24 protein-coding genes are annotated in these 18735 nt (G+C 63.7%); 12 read left to right on the forward strand and 12 right to left on the reverse strand.

What is annotated here, in order from left to right; all coding sequences use genetic code 11:
- The first annotated feature begins 51 nt into the window (after window positions 1–51).
- Both ABIA45_RS21175 and ABIA45_RS21180 read left to right on the forward strand, forming a co-directional pair.
- Complete coding sequence (locus ABIA45_RS21175) at window positions 52–327, forward strand: hypothetical protein (protein ID WP_404653488.1); 276 nt, start codon at window positions 52–54, stop codon at window positions 325–327.
- An 84-nt stretch (window positions 328–411) separates the two neighbouring features.
- Window positions 412–1683 (forward strand): hypothetical protein, encoded by a 1272-nt coding sequence (locus tag ABIA45_RS21180; RefSeq protein ID WP_404653489.1) that lies wholly within the window; start codon window positions 412–414, stop codon window positions 1681–1683.
- Window positions 1684–1694: 11 nt separating this feature from the next.
- Here the strand turns inward: ABIA45_RS21180 and ABIA45_RS21185 are convergent, their stop codons facing one another.
- Entirely contained in the window at window positions 1695–2321 is a 627-nt protein-coding gene (locus tag ABIA45_RS21185; protein WP_225188405.1) for a transglutaminase-like cysteine peptidase, read from the reverse strand.
- Between the two features lie 194 nt (window positions 2322–2515).
- On the opposite strand from ABIA45_RS21185, the gene ABIA45_RS21190 reads away from it, so the two are divergent.
- Both ABIA45_RS21190 and ABIA45_RS21195 read left to right on the forward strand, forming a co-directional pair.
- Window positions 2516–3253: a metallophosphoesterase family protein gene (locus ABIA45_RS21190; protein WP_404653491.1), complete on the forward strand. Its 738-nt coding sequence runs from the start codon at window positions 2516–2518 to the stop codon at window positions 3251–3253.
- A 20-nt stretch (window positions 3254–3273) separates the two neighbouring features.
- Entirely contained in the window at window positions 3274–3927 is a 654-nt protein-coding gene (locus ABIA45_RS21195) for a hypothetical protein (RefSeq protein ID WP_404653493.1), read from the forward strand.
- Between the two features lies 1 nt (window position 3928).
- Here the strand turns inward: ABIA45_RS21195 and ABIA45_RS21200 are convergent, their stop codons facing one another.
- Window positions 3929–4231 carry a hypothetical protein gene (locus tag ABIA45_RS21200; protein WP_404653495.1) on the reverse strand — a complete coding sequence of 101 codons (303 nt, stop codon included), beginning with the start codon at window positions 4229–4231 and terminating at the stop codon, window positions 3929–3931.
- Window positions 4232–4767: 536 nt separating this feature from the next.
- On the opposite strand from ABIA45_RS21200, the gene ABIA45_RS21205 reads away from it, so the two are divergent.
- On the forward strand, window positions 4768–5094 hold the full coding sequence (locus ABIA45_RS21205) for an Ig-like domain-containing protein (protein WP_244941382.1): 327 nt from the start codon (window positions 4768–4770) through the stop codon (window positions 5092–5094).
- Between the two features lie 86 nt (window positions 5095–5180).
- On the opposite strand, the gene ABIA45_RS21210 is transcribed toward ABIA45_RS21205, so the two are convergent.
- Window positions 5181–5423 carry a hypothetical protein gene (locus ABIA45_RS21210; protein WP_128262894.1) on the reverse strand — a complete coding sequence of 81 codons (243 nt, stop codon included), beginning with the start codon at window positions 5421–5423 and terminating at the stop codon, window positions 5181–5183.
- A 77-nt stretch (window positions 5424–5500) separates the two neighbouring features.
- Entirely contained in the window at window positions 5501–5743 is a 243-nt protein-coding gene (locus ABIA45_RS21215; RefSeq protein ID WP_036035522.1) for a hypothetical protein, read from the reverse strand.
- A gap of 183 nt (window positions 5744–5926) precedes the next feature.
- Here ABIA45_RS21215 and ABIA45_RS21220 point away from each other — a divergent pair, with 183 nt between their 5' ends.
- Together ABIA45_RS21220 and ABIA45_RS21225 are read left to right on the forward strand one after the other, a co-directional pair.
- Window positions 5927–6664 carry a hypothetical protein gene (locus ABIA45_RS21220; protein WP_404653497.1) on the forward strand — a complete coding sequence of 246 codons (738 nt, stop codon included), beginning with the start codon at window positions 5927–5929 and terminating at the stop codon, window positions 6662–6664.
- Between the two features lie 10 nt (window positions 6665–6674).
- Entirely contained in the window at window positions 6675–7139 is a 465-nt protein-coding gene (locus ABIA45_RS21225; RefSeq protein ID WP_404653498.1) for a hypothetical protein, read from the forward strand.
- A gap of 15 nt (window positions 7140–7154) precedes the next feature.
- Here ABIA45_RS21225 and ABIA45_RS21230 read toward each other — a convergent pair whose 3' ends face one another.
- From ABIA45_RS21230 to ABIA45_RS21240, 3 genes are all read right to left on the reverse strand, one after another.
- Window positions 7155–7376 carry a hypothetical protein gene (locus ABIA45_RS21230; RefSeq protein WP_404655723.1) on the reverse strand — a complete coding sequence of 74 codons (222 nt, stop codon included), beginning with the start codon at window positions 7374–7376 and terminating at the stop codon, window positions 7155–7157.
- 358 nt (window positions 7377–7734) lie between these two features.
- The gene (locus ABIA45_RS21235) at window positions 7735–8151 is read right to left on the reverse strand and encodes a hypothetical protein (RefSeq protein WP_036011274.1); all 417 of its coding nucleotides are present in this window, start codon (window positions 8149–8151) and stop codon (window positions 7735–7737) included.
- A 41-nt stretch (window positions 8152–8192) separates the two neighbouring features.
- Window positions 8193–8483, reverse strand: coding sequence for a hypothetical protein (locus ABIA45_RS21240; RefSeq protein WP_404653499.1), 291 nt, complete (start codon window positions 8481–8483; stop codon window positions 8193–8195).
- Between the two features lie 1026 nt (window positions 8484–9509).
- On the opposite strand from ABIA45_RS21240, the gene ABIA45_RS21245 reads away from it, so the two are divergent.
- The 3 genes from ABIA45_RS21245 (at window position 9510) to ABIA45_RS21255 (ending at window position 12444) form a co-directional block, all read left to right on the forward strand.
- A complete protein-coding gene (locus tag ABIA45_RS21245; RefSeq protein WP_404653501.1) occupies window positions 9510–9683 on the forward strand; it encodes a hypothetical protein in 174 nt (57 codons plus the stop codon).
- A 766-nt stretch (window positions 9684–10449) separates the two neighbouring features.
- Window positions 10450–11988: an EAL domain-containing protein gene (locus ABIA45_RS21250; protein ID WP_404653502.1), complete on the forward strand. Its 1539-nt coding sequence runs from the start codon at window positions 10450–10452 to the stop codon at window positions 11986–11988.
- A 90-nt stretch (window positions 11989–12078) separates the two neighbouring features.
- Window positions 12079–12444: a VanZ family protein gene (locus ABIA45_RS21255; protein ID WP_036035545.1), complete on the forward strand. Its 366-nt coding sequence runs from the start codon at window positions 12079–12081 to the stop codon at window positions 12442–12444.
- Between the two features lie 44 nt (window positions 12445–12488).
- On the opposite strand, the gene ABIA45_RS21260 is transcribed toward ABIA45_RS21255, so the two are convergent.
- The 4 genes from ABIA45_RS21260 to ABIA45_RS21275 all read right to left on the reverse strand — a co-directional run bounded on the left by ABIA45_RS21260 (window position 12489) and on the right by ABIA45_RS21275 (window position 14352).
- On the reverse strand, window positions 12489–12935 hold the full coding sequence (locus ABIA45_RS21260) for a CHRD domain-containing protein (protein ID WP_404653503.1): 447 nt from the start codon (window positions 12933–12935) through the stop codon (window positions 12489–12491).
- Between the two features lie 134 nt (window positions 12936–13069).
- Entirely contained in the window at window positions 13070–13354 is a 285-nt protein-coding gene (locus ABIA45_RS21265; protein ID WP_036011293.1) for a hypothetical protein, read from the reverse strand.
- Between the two features lie 158 nt (window positions 13355–13512).
- Entirely contained in the window at window positions 13513–13956 is a 444-nt protein-coding gene (locus ABIA45_RS21270; protein WP_404653505.1) for a hypothetical protein, read from the reverse strand.
- A 144-nt stretch (window positions 13957–14100) separates the two neighbouring features.
- Window positions 14101–14352 (reverse strand): hypothetical protein, encoded by a 252-nt coding sequence (locus ABIA45_RS21275; RefSeq protein ID WP_271538602.1) that lies wholly within the window; start codon window positions 14350–14352, stop codon window positions 14101–14103.
- A gap of 255 nt (window positions 14353–14607) precedes the next feature.
- Between ABIA45_RS21275 and ABIA45_RS21280 the strand changes: the two genes are divergently transcribed.
- Both ABIA45_RS21280 and ABIA45_RS21285 read left to right on the forward strand, forming a co-directional pair.
- A complete protein-coding gene (locus tag ABIA45_RS21280; RefSeq protein ID WP_404653507.1) occupies window positions 14608–15276 on the forward strand; it encodes a hypothetical protein in 669 nt (222 codons plus the stop codon).
- 34 nt (window positions 15277–15310) lie between these two features.
- Window positions 15311–17461, forward strand: a complete 2151-nt coding sequence (locus ABIA45_RS21285) for a CHASE2 domain-containing protein (protein WP_404653509.1) — start codon at window positions 15311–15313, stop codon at window positions 17459–17461.
- A 57-nt stretch (window positions 17462–17518) separates the two neighbouring features.
- Here the strand turns inward: ABIA45_RS21285 and pobA are convergent, their stop codons facing one another.
- Complete coding sequence (gene pobA / locus ABIA45_RS21290) at window positions 17519–18691, reverse strand: 4-hydroxybenzoate 3-monooxygenase (RefSeq protein ID WP_404653510.1); 1173 nt, start codon at window positions 18689–18691, stop codon at window positions 17519–17521.
- Between the last annotated feature and the right edge of the window lie 44 nt (window positions 18692–18735).

Genomic DNA, 18735 nt, shown 5'->3' on the forward strand with positions numbered 1-18735 from the left:
GGGTCTTTTTAGGCGGGAAACCTAGGGTCCGGAGCACGGAGAGTGTTTCGGATGACCGCCTTTTTGATTTTCAGCTTTCTCACAGGTGCCGTGCTGGGCCAACGCTTTCGCGTGTTCGTGCTCCTGCCGGTCACATTTGCGCTGGTGCTCACCATGCTGCCGGTCAGCATGATGACCAGCCTGGGCTTCCTTGACGGCATGAAGGCTGCGGCGTTCGCCGCCATCGCCCTCCAGGGCGGTTACCTCTTCGGTTCGGGCGCGCGCTTTGCCCTTGCCGCCGCAAGCGCCACCCGCGTGTTCGGTCGACCGGTCAAGGCCACCCGCTGATCGCAACGCAAGCCTCTGTTTGAAAACGCACCGCCCGCTTGTATGGTGACCTGACCGTTTCAGGATTCGCTTCGAGCGCGCCGTTTGTCCCTCGCTTATTTTGCCCTCATCGTCTCCATCGTTTCCGCTTCCGCTCTCGAAATCGCCGGCGCCACATTGGGGGCGCAGCTCGGGACGATGGCCGCAGCACTAGGCCTGCTGGCCGCCGCCTTGAGCTCGCGAAAGGCCGACTACGAGCACTATCTTCGTGCGACCTCCTGGGGCCGCTGGATTCTGCTCGCCATTCCGCTGAGCATCGCGGCCCAGCTCGCTCCGCTTCCGCTGCGCTTTGCGCATCCGATCTGGGCCAGCGCCCACGAGGTGATCGGTGGCCTGTCGCTCGGGCCGATCACGGCCGATATCGGCTTGACGGTGAACGCGCTGCTGCTGGCGCTGGCTGCAATCTCATTGCTCGGCGTCGCGATCCTGGTGGTCCGCAACCGCGGCCGTGCCGAGCTGGTTCTGTTCGTGCTGAGCGGCGTAACCGCGATCTCCGCCTTGATGTTGGACCTGCATCGGCTCTCGCCGGCGCTTGCCGGATCCGTCCCCCATGACCTCACGACGAGCCTGGCCGGGCTCGGCCTCATGCTCAATCTGGCGGTGATGCAGCTCGCCGCTGAACGGGCGGAGACGCATCATTCGATCGTTCGCTCGGTCGTGATCGGGCTTTGCGGTCTGGTCGGAGCCTTGGTCAGTGCCGCCGCGATCTTTGGACTGTCCGGGACCAACAGCGCCATGGCAGCGGCCTTTGGCGTCGTGTTGATCCTGCTGATCCTCGTGATCCGCAGACTGGATCTGTCGCCATTGGCCGCGAGCGCGTTGTCGGTGGCAGCCCTGATCGGCGCGGCGATCGTGCTGACCTTCCTGTTCGAAAAGAATTCCGGACCCATCCTGCTGCGGCTCGTTCCGGAAATGGGGACCGAGACCAAGGCCGCGCTCGAGCGCATGTTGGCCGACACCCGCTGGTTCGGCGCCGGCGCCGGGACTTTTGCTGCGGTGGGCAGGATCTATCTGAGCGATGCCGGCGCCGTCCTGACGGCGCCCTCGGCGGCCACATCCGTGTTCGCGGGGATGGGTTGGCTCGGCTTGGTCGCCATGATCGCGGTGAGCCTGCTCGCTTTGGTTCGCCTGTTCGTCGGCGCCCTGCAGCGCGGACGTGACTCGTTCTTTCCCGCTTCGGCTGCGGCCTGCGTCCTGTTTGCGCTGGTTCAGAGCTTTGCCGGTCCCGGATTGCTGCACCCTGCAGCAATCCTTTGCCTTTCGGTGATCTTGGGACTGGGGCTGTCGCAGAGCGTCAGCCAATCCGGATCACGATAGCGCGCGGGTGATCAGACCGCGCGGTCGCCGAGCGAGGCCCAGTAGTTCGGATTCTTGGGCGACTGAATGCGGACCCAGCGATAGGGCTTCTTCGACCACGACATGATGTGGCCGGAGAGATTGTCCAGCACGAGATCGCCGGAGAAGGTGCGCACCACGACCACGAGATGATGCTCGCCCCAGCTGGTCACGACCTCGCTCAGCAGCACCGAGCGCGCCGGAAAGCCCTTGGCGATCAGATCGTGGCGTTTTGTCACGGCATAGTCGTTGCAGTCGCCGCTTGCCGGATGCAGCAGCCACTTCTCGCCGCGCAGCCCTTCCAGATTGGCCTCGGGGCGGATCGCGGCATTGACCCGCTGATTGACCTCCTGCATCTGCGCCATGCGCTCGGCCGTCAGCTTCAGACGGCCGCCGCGGAAGACGATCCGCTGCGGACGCGGTTTGCACTCGTCCTTGTACTTCAGGCAGAAGAGCGTGAACGCCATCGGCGGCAGCGTCGGCTGGTCGAACTTGATGTAGTGGATGGCACCGCGCAGCCCCAGGGGCGCCCCGACGAAGGCGGCTTCCGCTTTCTGCTGCACCCCCGCAGCAACGACGATGGCGGCGACGGCCGCCAGGAACTTCACAACTTTGCGCATGTCGCGCTCCCCGTTCTTGTTGGGGAGACGCTACGCGAGACCTCTTGAAATACGGCTCAAAGGCCGCGCGAGGCTTTAATCAAAATGCGGGCGCGTCGGTCAGGGACAATTAAGAATACCGATGTGTGACTTGTTCTGCTAAGAGCGGTTCACGACGTTCCGCTCGTGACGCTGGAAGCGATTCGACCGACCTGATGGGCCTTTCCTCCCGCTTTCGAAAGAAGACCAAGCCTCGGCTTCCCGACGGCGTCCGCGTCTATGCGATCGGCGACGTGCATGGCCGTGCCGATTTGCTTCAATCGCTGTTAACCGTGATCGACGCCGACTTGGCCCGCTCGGCCCCTCAACGCGCCATTCAGGTCTTTCTCGGCGACTATGTCGATCGCGGCCCGGACTCACGCGCCGTTCTTGATCTCTTGATCGAACGCTCGAAGTCGCACGAGACGGTATGTCTGAAGGGCAATCACGAGGTCTTCCTGCTCGAGGTGCTCAAGGACCCGGCCCGCCTGCAGGAGTGGCGCCACTATGGCGGTCTGCTGACGCTGGTCTCCTACGGCGTCATGCCGACGATGAACCCTTCCGCCGAGCAGCAGGTCGAACTGATCGAGGGACTGAGACGTGCGCTCCCATCGGAGCACCTCGCCTTCCTCCAGCAATTGCCCTCGTCCTTTACCTGCGGCGACTTCTTCTTCGTCCATGCCGGCGTCAAGCCGGGCGTCCCGCTCGATCGCCAGAAGGATGAGGACCTGCTCTGGATCCGCGAGGAATTCCTCGCCTCCGAGGAGCGCTTCGGCAAATATGTCGTGCACGGCCATACGCCGGTCAGCGCGCCCGATATCCGCTCGAACCGCATCAACATCGACACCGGCGCGTATGCGACCGGCAACTTGACCCTATTGACGATCCAAGGCGATAGTCTCCTCGCAATTTGAAAGCTTAGGCCGCAACTTCGGTGATCACGCTTCGCGCCATTGGAATCTTGACCGCGATCGCGCTGGCGCTCCACGCCGGCATGACGTTCTATGGCGATCTGATGCGGCCGAACTTTCGCGCCAGCGACTTGTTCTCGGGCGAGATTCCGCCGGACAAGGCCAAGCTGGCGGCGGCAGGCAGCCTGGCATCCGTTTCGTGGGATGGCGACCTCCTGGCAAATCATGCGGCGGCGATGGCCGCCGACGTTCTGCACCGTCCGTCGGCCGAGGCAGGCGGAAGGGCCAGCGAGAACAAGACGGCCCAAGCCGCTGTCGTGGCAGCCTTGAAAGTCTCGCCGATCAGGCCGGCGCTCTGGCTCACGCTCGGCACGCTACAGGCCCAGGCCGGCGAGGCGGTCACGCCTGCGGTGAAGATGTCGTACCTCACCGGGTCGGTGCCGATCGACGTTGCCTTCTCACGCGTCCGCACCGTGACCTCGAGCGCCGCGGCAACCGACGACGAGATCAAGCTGCTGGCGCAATCCGACATCCGCTCGGCGCTGGCCAACCGCTCGCGTTACGAGCCGCTGCTGATCGCGGCCTATGTGCAGGCAACGCCGCAAGGCAAGTCGCTGCTGCTGGAGACGACGAAAGTGACCGATCCCAGGTTCAACGAGATCTTGCGGCGGTACTAACTCAGCGGACCGATTTCGGGTTCACCGGCACGAAGTCCTGATCGCGGCGCGGCTGATCGGATCGCCCCTGGTAGACGAACATGCCCTTCTTGGTGGCGACGATGTCGCCTTGCTGCAGGCTGTCGTCGCGAAGCAGACGTTCGGTCGCGACGATATCCGGATCTTCGGGAGCTGGCTTGTAGAGCGCCGGATGCTCGCGCCGCTCGCGCGCTGCCTCCTTGGCACGGCGCCGCGCATCCTCGATGCGCTGCCGCCATTCGTCGCGCGAGACTTCCGGCTCGCTCGGCGGAAGATAGTCGCTCACGGACGGCTCCGGCTCGGTCTGAGCACGGCACGAGAGCGGGCAGGCGTAGAGAGCCAATCCGACAGCGGCCGCCACGGCCGCCTGAACCGGCGCGCGCGCCGGTCTCCGGCGGTCTGACAGGGACTTGCAGCGGACGGGTCGCACTCCGATGACTCCGATGGCGGGCCGAGCGGCGGCCGCAACTTCAGCTGATACGGCTGCCAATTGCAACATTTTCGGAACGCAGCGGCCGTCCCAACAAAAAGCGAAAAACAACCCCATGCACAGTAGCCGTCACCAGCCAAATCAATGGCTTACGCATTTCCCGAAATTCGATTTGATCCGTCGGGCAAAACAGGGGTAGGATGGCATGATCCGAGGCAGGCCGACCGGATGATTGGTGGACCCGAGATCCACGTCCGTGATCGCCTTACGGGGCAAACTGCTCCGTTCTCGCACCAGGTCATCACAGCCGGTTTCGGCATTCGCTGATGGAGTAGCCGAGAATGCGAGCAAGACCGACATTGCTGTTAAGTGTTGCCGCTGCGGCGTCCGCCATGCCTGGCTTGCTGGCTCACGCCAGTCCCGCCTGCGTCAAGGAGCGTACGCCGTTTGAGTTGTCGCAAGACACCGTGAAATGGACGATGTCGATCGCGCCTGGAGCCGATTGCATCCAGGGACTGCGATGGTCGTACATGCAAATCTTCAAGGTATCGGTCGTGAGCGGGCCATCACGGGGACAATTGGCGGTGGTCGGGTCCGGCTTCCGCTATTCGGCAGAAGCCGGGGCGCGCGGCAGCGACAAGTTTACACTGCTGATCTCGGGCAAGAACCGTCATGCTGCGGGGACATCGACCCTGGAGGTCGAAGTCAACCCGCAATAACCCCTCGAAGGGTGGTCAGCGCGGCTAACGCGATGAGACCAGGACAAAATCGCCATTACGCGGAGCATGCTCCAGAGCAGTACGCTCTAATAGCGGCGGCTCGACCCGCTGCCCCGGGTTGTATTCCCGTGATAGGGCCGGGCCCGTCCGTAAGTCGTCACGGGAGGCTCGATCCGGCTCGGGATATTCGGCGTCGCGTTGGGACGCGCGGGCTGCGACGGGTTGACGATGATCACATTGCGGTTGGGCGTCGACGGATCGCTGACGCCCTGGGCCCAGGCGCCCGCAGGCACCACAAGGGCGAGTGTGATCAAGACTATTCGTTTCATGCGATATCTCCCGAGCAAGAACGTCAGGGAGGCGAAGACCGTTCCTTCACGACGGCATCACGGTTCGTTGCGCGACCTCACCGCGGCACGGCGATCAGCTTGCCATTCCTCCAGACACCTTGGGCCGCCTGTCCGGTAGAACCGCTACCCACGTTCCGGACAGCCGTGGGCCGCGAGGCAGCCTGGGTGGTCTGCTTCTTTTTGTCGGTCGTCGTCACGATGCTGGAGCTCGTCGTGTTGGCCTGATCCTTGGTCCCTTGTGCAGAAGCAGACTGAACCAGAAAGGCCAAAAACATGATTGCTGTCAAAATGCCGCGCATGGTCACACACCGGAAGAAGGAGCCGGTCGAAATGTCACAGGTTTCCGCCCAAAAGCAAGCGCTACGAAAAGAACGCGCAGGACCTTTGCGGCCGGAGCATCAGCGTGTTTCACCGCAACCGACGCGATCCGGGGTGAAAAAACCTAGCGAAACGGCACTATCCGGGCTAGTTGATCGCTCTTGATGACCGAGACCGGCGACACCGCAGCCAACGCCTCGCAGGCGCAAGAGATCAAGGCCGGGCTCGTCCGCCTGTTGTCAGAGCGGATCCGCGAAGTCTCCGGCGACCCCAGGCAGATGCGGGATGTCGTCTACGAGCTGGCTCGCGTCAAGCTTCTGGAACAATTCACCCACGCCGATGCGCGGGAAGCGCGAGAGCTCCAGCAAGTCCTCGAACGCGCCATTCGGGAGGTCGAACGCGCCTTTGAGCGAAGCGAGAAGTCTGCACCGACCAGGGATGCCTCGGTCCCCGTGCCGAATTCTCCACCGGCGAACGTCCCCGTCCCCCCGCCCATTCCGACGCTCGCTGCCTCGGCGTCATCAGCCATTCCGATGGCTGCCGAGACGGCGCGGCGTCCTGCCGCACCGCCAGGATCGCCCGACCAACCCAAACGGAGCGGCGCTTTCAAGTCTCTCGTTCGATTGACCGCGATCCTCCTGCTCATTGCGGGCGCCGGCACCGCGGTCGTGTATTGGCCGCGGCTGAAGGCACAACTGACGGCATCGTCGCAGATGGCGCAGCCCGAACGTTCGGCCAAGAGCCCGGAGCCTCAGCTGACCGCGATTCCGACTCCCTCGGCCAGCGAGACCGCTGAACGAACCCCGGAGAGCGCAAAGGAGCCGGCGCCGGCGGCGCACCCCTCGATGCCCCCTGCCGACGACGTTCGGCGTCTACGCCTTGAGCGAGGGCCAGCTCCATGAGCTCAAGCCAGTGCCGGGAAAGATTCCGGACCGGCGCGTCGCGATCTCGGCCGCCATCAACACGCCGAGCGCGACCACTTTGATGGACGGCGACGTCAAATTCATCGTGTTCAGGCCCGACGGGGGTGTCGATGCGGCCGGGACCGAAGTTCGGGTGATCGCGAAAGTGTCCCGGTCGATGGGCATCGATGCCACCGGCAAGGCCGCCATGGTCAGCGCCGGCGATTCCTGGGTCATCCGCAGCATGTCCTACCCCTACAAGGTAGGTCCGATCGACGACCAGTCGAGAATGCTGTTGCTGCAACCGGAGCAAGACGGCTTCACGCTCGCGCCCGGCCGCTACGTCGTGGTGGTCAGGGGCATGGGCTATGACTTCACCATCGCTGGGACGATCACCGATCCCAACCAATGCGTCGAGCGCATCAATGCGGCGAACGGCGCGTTCTACTCGCCCTGCCCGCCGCCGCGGCGATAACGCAGCCTTTGTTTCCTATTTGGCCGGCTTGCTGTCCTTTGGCGCATCCGCCGGCATGTCGTCGACCTTGCCGTTGTTGGCGACGCATTTCTGGAAGTACTCGCGCTGGTCTTTGCCCGTTCCCTTGGCACTCCCCGCTGCGGGGTTGCCGATCTGCCTGGGCGGAAAGGCCTTGGCCACCGCGGCGTCGCATGCCCGCGCCACTTCGGCGGTGATGGCCGACGCCGTCCCCGGCACGGCCAATGTCAAAGCACCTGCCAATCCAACCAACGTCCGCAAATTTTTGACTGGCACCTCTTACGCTCCTTCAATCCATGAATGATTTTCGTAATCATATCAAAAAGGATCGAAGCACCAAAACGGCAAACCGGTGAAGTGTCGTGCGATCTGCCGTACGTGCCGGGAGGGCTACCGCGGCGCCTCCTGACGGCGACTATGTTCACGCCTCGTCCTTCGAGACGGCGCTTGCGCGCCTCCTCAGGATGAGGCCATTTGGCGTCGGTGCTCGTTGACATTGCTGCTGCCGCGCATTCCCTCCTCATCCTGAGGAGCACGCTGAAAGCGGGCGTCTCGAAGGATGGCCGCAGACGCGTGACTAGCTGTTCAGCTGCGGCGGTTTGAAATCCGGAAAGCGCGTGAGCATTGCCGTCTTGACGAACTTCAAGTGGGCGATGCTGCTCGCCAATTCCTTGAGCCGGCGCTGGCCGTTCGAGATGTCGGCCGCGAAGAGATCCTGATGATGATTGTCGAGCGGCTCCCGCTCGAGATACTCATCGGTGCCGTTTCCGAAGGTGACGGAGGCACGGGCAAGCGCATCGTCGACACGCCGGTTGAGCCCGGCCTGCTCCCTCTCCGCCTCCTGCAAGGCGGTTTCGATCGCGGCCAAAACGGCACCGATCCGCCCGCGGTCGGTCTCCGCGTCACGCTCGGCCGAGCGGGCCTTGAAGGTTTTGTCCTCGCGGCGGGAGCCGAGAAGATTGTGTGCGCGCGCTCTCAGGAACAGCTGAAACATCCGGGCCATCCCACATACGAGATCCAGGCGGGTACCATCGGTCAGACGTAGTTAACAAATCCTGAATCCGGCGCCCGTGCGGTCTGGCTTTGTGCAATCCATGCCCGCCAAGCTCCCGCGTGCTTGGAATAGAGCTCGTGCCAGCGGATCTCGCCGTCGGCAGCGGCTCCTTTTCGCACGCGGACCTCGGATGTAAATTGCCCTGTCTCGTTCGATGCAAGATCCAGCGCTTCGAACTCCGCCGTCTCTTCCGGAGACACGCCGATCAGAACGCGATGCCCTTGGGCATCGACGACGTATCTGCGCGGCGCGTTGTGCCTTTGATCAGTCATTCGCAGGGCCCTCGTTCATGATCCAAGGCCCCGGACGATCCTTCAGCCGCCGCTCAAAGCCACGAACAAACGCGATCAAAACGAGGACGCAAGTCGCGCCCAGCAAAGCAATCAAATACGCCATTCACGCCCACCTATGCGAGCCGCGAAAATCCAGGCGGCTAAACTCTCACCATGAATTGCTACGTTCTAGGTTGCCTTTCCAAAGCTCTCAAGCGCCGCACCACGTTAACCTAACTGCGCATGGTTATCCGACCCGGTCGCACGGCAGGATCAGTGTGCGCTCACATGGCTGTGCGCCTACGATGGATGCTCACTCTGCTTGGCGCCCATCGCTGCCGGCGTGTAGGGCGCATAGAGACGATATCGTGCCGATCGCCTGCGCGAGCGCCATGCCCGCACGCCGTAGCCGCAGCAAAAGCCAGCTGCAAAAATCGAAATCAGAACCAGAATTGCAAACATTTGGAATGTTCCCAATGATCGGAACGCTCCTCCCGGTACATTTCATCGCGATGTTCTGACGACTTCAAGATCATCGGCGCTGAAAGTTTTGTCAGAGGAAGATGAAGTTTGTGCAACGCGGTGCTTGAATTTTGGCCGTCGCGAGAACCACGAGCCCAGAGGATGACGAAATCTCTCATCGTTCGAGGGCGATATCCAGCCCGCGATGTTAACCCGTGTTCACTGCGGCAGCAGCCTCGAACGAAGCGGCCGGATGCGCTGCCTTCGGGCACAGCTGCGATATGCACGAGAAGCCGATATGTTTCTCGAACGTTTCTGGCGGCCGTCGCAGACAGCAATTCTGACGAAGAATCCGTGCTTCTACGGAGCGTCATGCACCAACTTCATCGCGGTAAGGTTGAGAGGTTAGCTTAACCCGCGTTGTTTGTTGCGAACTTTCGGCGATTGCTTATCCATCTCGCACCGGGCTCCCCCAAGCCCGGCCCCACCCAAGCAAAGCCGTCGAGCGAACATGGGTCCGCTTGGCGGCTTTGTCGTTGTGTCGACGAGAGGATCATTTCGGTTATGGCGCGCAGGCCCTGGTCGTTCAAGGAAGATCGCCGGCTCATCGAGCTGGCCAAGTCTTCAACCTCGCTGGAGCAGGCAGCGAAAGCTCTCGGGCGCTCGCCCGATGCGATCAAGCGCATGGCGTTGCGGCTTGGTCTTTCGCTGAAGTCGAAGGCGGCCAAGAAAAGCTGATTGCGCGAGCGCGGCACAGCATCGCCGAAGCGAAACGGAACCAAATCAACCTTGGGCTGTTGGTCCCGGATTCTCAGCGAGGTCTGGCAGTGCTCCACTTTGCCATTTCCGCAGTTTTGGTCTGGCTGGCGCTCAACATCGCGTTCGTGGTGCTCCGGCTGCGGGCCACCCGGGATGCCGCGGCGCCCCGCATCGACAGGGCCAGCCGCCCTTATCCCGGGGTCATTCCCGTCCGCCATCGTCTCGGACAATAAGGGTTGATCGAGCGGGTTGCCTGCGCCGGCCCGCCCAGCCGTTCCAACCTAATTGGGCGTCCGCTTCTGGGACCCCATCCCGGGGCTGGTTCCGTAGCTGGGCGTCCCCGTTCCTTTGAAGGCTCCGCCCATCGTGTCCGATCCGGAATTCGTGCCCGTGCCGCTGCGCGTCGCGGAGGTGGGTTGCGTGCCCGATGGCGTGTCTTTGGTTCCCTGCGCCGAGGCCACAGAGCTCCCGATTGCCAATGCCATCACGAGGCTTAACGTCCTGATCATACTGCTCAACTTTCCATGCTCGTTTCTGACCTCGAGCCGCCAGACCATTGGCCGGGCACTGCTCGGGCGGGGCCCTTCGGGCCGGTCTTTCCGTTAAACCCTATCTTAGCCCCGGCTGGCTAGGATCAATCTCCACGCCTTGCTTGAATTTTCCACCCCGCCCTGTTTTTCGCCTGAGCCGGATGAGAGTGCTGCGACCAGACCTCCCGTTTGTGGCACTCGTGCTTGCGAGCACGATGGCGTTCGCCTTGGCGGGTCATTTCGCCGCTGGCGCCGTCATTCGCCAGCACCAGGCGCATCAGCTCAATGAGCTCACCGAGGTGGTTCTGCGCCGATCGGAGCTTGCAGTCGATTTCGCTGCAGGCAGCCTGGACGAGCTCGCGCGGCGCAATTTCGCCAGCTGCGAGCCGGCGGCGCTGCAAGCCATCCGCCTGCATGTCTACCAGCGCTCGGCGATCAAGGACGTCCGCCTCGTCAAGCCGGACGGCTCGGTGATCTGCTCGGCCTATTCCGAGACGCTCGAATTCGACAAGGGATGGGTGGATCGCCGCGACATGCTGTCTTCGCGCGACAAGACGCTTTCCCTGTTCCGCGTGGAGCAGTTCGGCGGCGACGCCCTGGGCGTGCTCAGGGACGTCAATGGCAACTCCGCCCTGGTCGCCATTGTCGGTGTCAATGCCAGCCTGTTCGACATCATGCCGGCCGAGCTGCGCGCGCACAGCCAGGTGATCCTCGCCTTGAGCAATGGCGAGAAGCTCGGCGAATTCCAGACCGAGGCCGGCAAGTCTCTGCCGGTGCCGATCGGCTTCGAGCGAGCGTCCGCTCGGCTCCCGCTTCATGCCACGATCCGGCTCGAGCACGCGGTGCTGTCAAGCTGGAACAACGAGGCCTATTGGCCAACGCTCGCAGTGGCCCTCGGACTTGGCGCGATCTTCGGCATCCTGCTGGCACGGAACCGCCGCATGGAGGGGCCAGTGGCCGATCTCGACCGGGCGCTGACAGCCGGCGAATTCAAGCCATATTACCAACCGATCTTCGACCTCCGGACAGGTCGGATCAAGGGCTGCGAGATTCTGGCGCGCTGGCTGCGCCGCGACGGCTCGGTGGTCCCGCCGATGAATTTCATTCCGCTCGCCGAATCCAGCGGACGCATCCAGGCAATGACCTGGCAGATCCTGGGATCGGCGCTCACCGAGCTCAGGCCCTTGCTCAGGGCCGACAAGAATTTCAAGCTGTCGCTGAACGTCGTGCCCAAGCACCTCCTGAGCGCCGGCTTCGTCGAGACACTGCGGCGCACGGTTCTGACGGCACGCGTCTCCGCGCGCCAGATCGTGGTCGAGATCACCGAGCGCGACGAATTGGATGATCTCGCGCGCGCCGCTTCGGTCGTGGCCGAGCTGCGGGACCGCGGCTTCCGCGTCGCCATCGACGATGTCGGCGTCGGCCATAGCGGTTTGTCGCGGCTGAAGGGCCTCGGCGCCGATACGATCAAGATCGACAAGTTCTTCGTGGACACGATCACGGTGGACGCATCGACGACCACGATCGTGGAGATGCTGGTGGCGCTCGCGAAAGACCTCAATATGAGCGTGGTCGCCGAAGGCATCGAGACGGAGGAGCAGCTCCGCGCGTTGCTCGCCTCCGGCGTCGAGGAAGGCCAAGGCTATCTGGTTGCGCCGCCCCTGCCCGCCGCCAAATTCCATGAGCTGATCGAGTCGCGTCAGGTTGCGCAGCCGGGCGCGGCGACATCCGGTGCTAAGGCTTTGGTGGCCTGACTGGCCGGCCCACAGAGGCTTTAACGATACTTTCTAACGATGTTTTCGGCTTTCGAACCGGAGCGGCGACCAACCTTGTATGTTGGCGCCATGCGCAGGAACCACCTCATAGCAGCCGCAAGCATCTGTCTGGCGCTGATCGCCTATGCCACGCTGGCGAAGCTGTCGGGCCGGCCTGCGCTCATGGGTCACCACGAGGCCTATTGGATCGTCGTGATCGAGCGCTTCAGCGCCTATGGCCTGCTCGGCTTCCTGCTGTCGTTCCTGCTGCCCGGACGGTTTAGCCTGGCTTGCTCGCTCGTCATCGCAGTCGCCATGGGGCTGGAGCTGATGCAAGCGTTCATACCCGATCGCGATCCGGGCTTTCTCGACGTGCTGCAGAAGGCGGCGGGCGGCACCGTGGGCGTCATGCTCGCCCAGATGATCCTGGCGTTCCTGCCCAGACCACCTGCCTGAAACGGCGAGCACGGCCTCGGCGGAATGACCGCGCGACGCGGTCCTTACTTCATCATCTGACCGCGCAACTCACCGCCTGGGTTGGCGGCCGTGTGAATGTTCGCGTACCATTTTCCGCCCAGCAGATCCGCCGCCTGCGCCTCGGTGAGGGTGGCACTGCCTTCGATCGGGCTTTGCGCCGTCTTGAACGGCAAGGCAATGCCGGCATTCTTCCCGGCCTCGCCGGGGCCGTGAAAATGCGCGCCTATCGCCGGTCCCGTCAGCCCGGTGAAGGTGACGACGTAGGTCAGGACCTTCGTTTCGGTGTCGTAGCTCGCCTCCGCCTTGCCCGACCCGGTCGAGCTGTTCGGCGGCACTTCATTGCTTCCCTTGAGCTCCGCTCGCAGCTTCACGACCTCCGCACCTGCCGTTCCGCTCGTCCCGCTGACGCCTCCGACCAGCGCCAATGTCCCCAACAGTGCCACGGACCGTCGACACACGGCTTTGCTCATGCACTTCCTCCTGCGGATTTCGTTCGTCCCCGCGATGAAAACACCGAGGACTGCCGAACATTCCACCGCAGAGCTTATGCTGATTCGGGACAACGCTCGCAGGAATTAGCCTTCGCAAGCGAAACACGCGCCGCTCAAGCCGCCCCGCGCCTCGTGTGACGCTCGGAGGGAACCAGGAGCTCGGCCATCTTCCGGTGGGTGTCGTGCAGCGCTTCAATGGCGCAGTCGAGATCGAAATCCGCCTCGCGGACGGATGCAAAGAACTTGGCCGTCAGCGCCAGATCGAGTTTGACGCGCGTTGCACCGTCGCGACTCCTGCGACGATCGAGCGACAAATGGATGGCGCGGTCCCTCGCCTCCACAGCATCGCAGCCGCAGAGCGCGCCGAGTTCGTCATATGTCATCCAGATTTGAGGCATGTTCTTCCACCACGCTTGATCTATCGCAGACTAGATAGCTCTCGCTTCTGAAGGCGGAGTTGCTGCAGCGCGAATTCGAGCCAACAACGTCAACGCAATGCTAAGCGCGGCGCAGACGCGAGCCGGGTGGACCGGCGCAGCTTGTTGCCGATCCACTGTCACTTGGGCGCGCCCGTCGTGAACGGATGCCGCGGCCGTGAACGGCCGTCGAGCCCCTTGGGCAGCTTGTCGGCCTTGAGCTTCACGACCGCGCCCCGGGGGTCGGGAGCCGGCGCCTCTTCCTGGCTGAAGATCAGAGTCGCTTCGAACCTCACATCGGGCGCCTGCCGGGCCGTTCCCGAACAGGTCGCCATCGCCCCGCTATAAACGCCGGAGAGCTCGACCTCGACCTCGTCGAGCCCGAACACGGTCGGCGGCCCGTCGGCATGTCGCCGCGTGGTCAGGACGGCCGTGAAATGCCGGTCGTTGTCGAACTGATAGGAGCCGCCATAGTTGAAGAAGCTGTCGCTGCCCGAGATACGTCCTTGGGCCAGATGCACGATACCGGTGCCTTGCGCGTGCGCGGTCCTGAACCACGCCGCGTATTTGCCCTCTTTCAGCATGGAGACATCCACCCGTAATTTCCACGTGTATTTGCAACGAAGCTTGAGGCGCGACAATGACCGACACGGCGAGCATTCCGCCACGGTTAATGCCCTGCAAAATCATCCGTTAAATTTCTGCGGCCGCGCCCGGCGGCAGGGACGTCAAAACAATTCGATGCCGTCGTCAGCCGTCTCCACCACTTCGACGCGGCGCGTGGTGGCGGCGGAGCTCAGCCCGAGTGTCTGCAGGAACTGGCGATGGACATCCCGCTCCCGCTCCATCGTGTAACGCGCAAATAGCTCGTCCAGCATCGCCTCGTCCTGCGCCTGCGGCTTCTGGGCGCCCGCGCTCGCCGTCTCAAGCCGCGCGGCGACCGCGGGCAACGCCGCGGAGCCGTCGTCGAGCGTGCTCATCCACCGCGTAAATCTCGTCCTTCGTCTTGAGACACCACTGCGCAGCTTTGCGATCTCCGCGATGAACCTGACCCGATCGATCCGCCAACATCTTGCCGCGGCACCATTTTTCTCCGGTCGCCGGTTTGAACCTGTTCCTGCTAAAGTGGCACCAAGACCTGAGAGTGATTCTGGTCACACTTGCCCCGGCGCCCTGCTGCTAGGCATCGAACCAGGACGGGCACCAGAGCATCGTCGAATTGGATGAGAATTCCCATGAAAAGCCTGATCGGCGCCTGTGTCGGCGCATTCTGCCTTGCGGCCCCCACTTGGGCGGAGACTCCCGCTGCGATCGTCGAGGACGTCCAGGGCAAGGTCGACGGCATCGCGTTCATGGACTACGTGGCGCCGGGCAAGATCATCAAACTCGGGCCCAAGGCCAGCATCACGCTCAGCTACCTGAAATCCTGCCAGCGCGAGACCATCAGTGAAGGTGTCGTCCTGGTCGGCGCCGAGCAGAGCACCGTGCAGCTGGGCGAGGTCAAGCGGGAAAAGGTGCCCTGCGACACCAATGCGGCAAAACTGTCCGAGCGCGAAGCGAACCAGAGCGCCGCGACGACCTTCCGCACCATGCGCTCGGACGCCAAGGGCGGGCCCGCCAAGCTGCCGACGCTCTACGGCGTCTCGCCACTGGTGCAGGCCAAAGTCGGCGGCACGCTGGTGATCGAACGCACCGACGGCAAGGAGCCCACGATCAGCGTCCCGCTCAAGCGCGATGCCATGGTCGGCGGCAAGTTCTATGATTTTGCCAAGGCCGGAAAGACACTGACCCCGGGCGGCAGCTACCTCGCCATTCTCGGTGCCAAACGCTACACCTTCCAGATCGACGCCAGCGCCACCTCCTCGCCGACCCCGATCATCGGCCGCCTGCTGCGGCTCGAATAGGCGGACTCGAATAAGCGGAATTGGCGACGGGGCGATGCGGCGGATCGGGGGACGGGACATCGTTGCGGCAATCCTGATCGCGCTCCTTGCGGGCGCGGTCTTCACGTCCCCGCCGCTACAGGCGCTGCAAGGCCTCTCGCTCGACATCCTCACCGCGCTACGCGGGAAGATCATCGGCGAGCGTCGCGATCCCGCGACGTCGCCGGTTGTCGTCGTGGCGATCGACGGCGAAACCTACGAGACCCCGCCCTTCAAGGGATCGCCGACGCAGACCTGGACGCGCGAGATCGGCCGGGTGCTCGGCAGTATCAGCGACGGCGGCGCCAAGGTGATCGGCTTCGACGTCATCTTCAAGAACTCGATCGAGCAATCCGAGATTCCCTTTGGTGACGCGCCGCTCGGTGCCCGGATGCGCGGATTTGACCGGGACTATCTGATCGCGCTGCGGCAGATCTCCGACAACGGCAAGCTGGTGCTCGGCGAGATCCTGAGCAACGACCTTGCGGAAGTGCCCTACCGTGCGCAGCGACTGGCGGTGCGAAACAACGTCCGCGCGCTCAATGTCCACACCGACGCCGACGATGTCATCCGGCGGATGCCGCTCAGCTTCTCGATCGACGGCAAGCCGGTGCCCACAATGGCGGTCGAGCTCGCCGCCCGCGCGCTCGGCGAGAAGGTCGAGATGGCGCCATCCGGCGCGGCTGGGCTGTCCGGCTACGCAATCCCGAGCACTGTACCGAACACGCTGACGCTCAACTTCCGCGGCCTCAGTCGCGACGTTCCGACCTTCTCCTTTGGCGATCTGCGCGCCTGCGTCGAGAAAGGCGACCGCGATTTCTTCCGGCGCGCCTTCGAGGGCAAGGTCGTGCTGCTCGGGACCGTCCTCAACTTCGAGGATCGCAAGCTCACCTCGATGCGCCTGTCCGGCGGCCATGACGGAACGCCGTCGGCGCGATGTGCCCTGCCCGCGGCTGCGGACACCGCGGAAAGGGCCCGCAGCGACGTCGCCGGTGTGTTCGTGCACGCCGCTGCGGTCCGAAACCTGATCGAGCGCGATGCCGTGACCGAGCTCGGCTTTCCCTCGCGCACCCTTCTCACGATCGCGTTCGCGGCCGTCATCGCCTGCGCGGCCGGCGTGTTTGCGCCGAGTGGCGCCCTGATCGCCTGGCTCGGGCTCACCATCGTCTACGTGGTCGTTGCCGTCGGCGCATTCGTCCATGCCTTGGCGCTGCCGCTGACCGAGCCGGCGCTCGCCAGCCTTGCCGCGCTCGCGATCATGATCGGCTATCGCTTCGTGCTGGCCGACCGCGACGAGCGCTTCCTGCGCAAGAGCTTTGCCTTTTACCTCGCGCCCGAGGTGATCGAGACCATGGTCGCCTCCGGCAAGATGCCGGCGCTCGGCGGCGAGATGCGCAATGTCACCATGTTCTTCTCCGACCTCAGCGGTTTCTCGTCGATCGCCGAGGCGATGACGCCGGTCGAGCTGGTGACGCTCATGAACGAATATCTGTCCGCCATGACCGACATCATCGAAGGCCATGGCGGTTACGTCGACAAATATATCGGCGATTCCATCGTCGCCATGTTCGGTGCCCCGGCCGACGATCCCGCCCATGCGCGCAATGCGGTGCGTGCTGCGCTGAAGTGCCACGAAACGCTGGCCGAGCTCAATGAAGGCCATCCCGCCTTCGCCGGTCACGGCCTGTCGCACCGTATCGGGCTCAACAGTGGCGAAGCCGTGGTCGGCAATATCGGCTCGCGCCGCCGCTTCAACTACACCGTGATGAGCGACACCGTGAACGTCGCCTCGCGGCTCGAAGGCGCCAACAAATACTACGGCACCGCGATCATGGTGTCCGAAACCACGATGGCGCAGACTGGCGATAGCTTCGCCTGGCGCGAGCTCGATGCGATCAGGGTGCAGGGCCGCGGCGAGGCGATCAGGGTGTTCGAGCCGCTGGCGGAAACCGGCGCGGAAAGCGCCGAGCAGGCGAAGGTCGCCGCAGCCTATGCGGAAGGGCTGGCGTGCTGGCGGGCACGGGAGTTTGCCAAGGCGGCCGATGCGTTCGAGGGCGTCGCGAAGATCGATCCTGCGTCAGCCCGGTTCGCCAAGCGTGCGAAAGTGCTGACGCAGACTCCGCCGCCGCCGGACTGGATTCCGGTCAATACGCTGGAAGGAAAGTAGCAACCTCTTACCCTCCCCTGGAGGGGCCCTCCAGGGGAGGGTGAGAGTGATGATCGCCTAAAACGGCAGCCCCGTATAATTCTCCGCGAGCAGCCGCTGCGCCGTCTCGGACGAGAGCAGGTAGTCGAGCTCCGTCTGCTGCAGCCGATCCTCATATTCGATCCGGTCGGGGAAGCGGTGCAGCATCATCGTCATCCACCAGGAGAAGCGTTGCGCCTTCCAGATTCGCGCGAGCGCCTTGGCGGAATAGCCCTTGAGACCGGCATCGTCGCCGCTCTGATAATGCGCGAGCAGCGCGTGATAGAGATAGTAGATGTCCGATGCGGCGCTGTTCAATCCGCGCGCGCCGGTCGGCGGCACGATGTGCGCGGCATCGCCGGCGAGGAACAGGCGGCCATAGCTCATCGGCTCGGCGACGAAGCTGCGCAAGGGCGCGATGCTCTTTTCGATCGACGGACCCGTGATCAGGCGGCCGGCGACCTCGTCCGGCAGGCGGCGCTTCAGCTCGGCCCAGAACGCGTCGTCGCTCCAGTCCTCCACCTTGTCGGTCAAAGGCACCTGGATGTAGTAGCGGCTCAGCACCTGCGAGCGCAGCGAGCACAGCGCAAAGCCGCGCTCGTGCTTCACGTAGATCAGCTCGGGCGATACCGGCTTCGTGCGCGACAGCACGCCGAGCCAGCCGAACGGATAGACCTTCTCATATTCGCGCAGCACGTCCTTCGGGATCGACTTGCGGCTGACGCCGTGGAAGCCGTCGGCGCCGACGATGTAGTCGCAATCGACGCGGAGCGTCTGCCCGTTCGAGCGATACGTCACATAGGGCCGATCCGACGTCAGATCGTGCGGCGTGACGTCCTCGGCATTGTGCACGACCTTGCCGCCGACCCGGTCGCGCGCCTCGTAGAGGTCGCGCGTCAGCTCGGTCTGGCCGTAGACCAGGACCGAATTGCCGCCGGAATGCTTGTGCAGGTCGATGTGGGAGAGCACGCCGTCATGGGCGATCTCGAACCCGTTGTGGATCTCGCCCTCGCGGTCCATCCGCTTGCCGCATTGCGCCTCGCGCATCAGCTTCGCAAAGCCGTGCTCGAGCACGCCGGCGCGGATCCGGGCCAGCACGTGGTCGCGGCTGTATTTCTCCAGCACGATGGTGTCGATGCCCTTGAGGTGCAGGAGCTGGGACAGCAACAGCCCGGACGGCCCCCCGCCGATGATACAGACCTGAACTTTCATTTTTGCGTCCTCCGTCGGCATTTTTTTGCATACGTTAAGCCTCA

It is taken from the genome of Bradyrhizobium sp. USDA 336 (genome assembly GCF_044908355.1).
In the GTDB taxonomy this organism is placed as follows: Bacteria; Pseudomonadota; Alphaproteobacteria; order Rhizobiales; family Xanthobacteraceae; genus Bradyrhizobium; species Bradyrhizobium yuanmingense.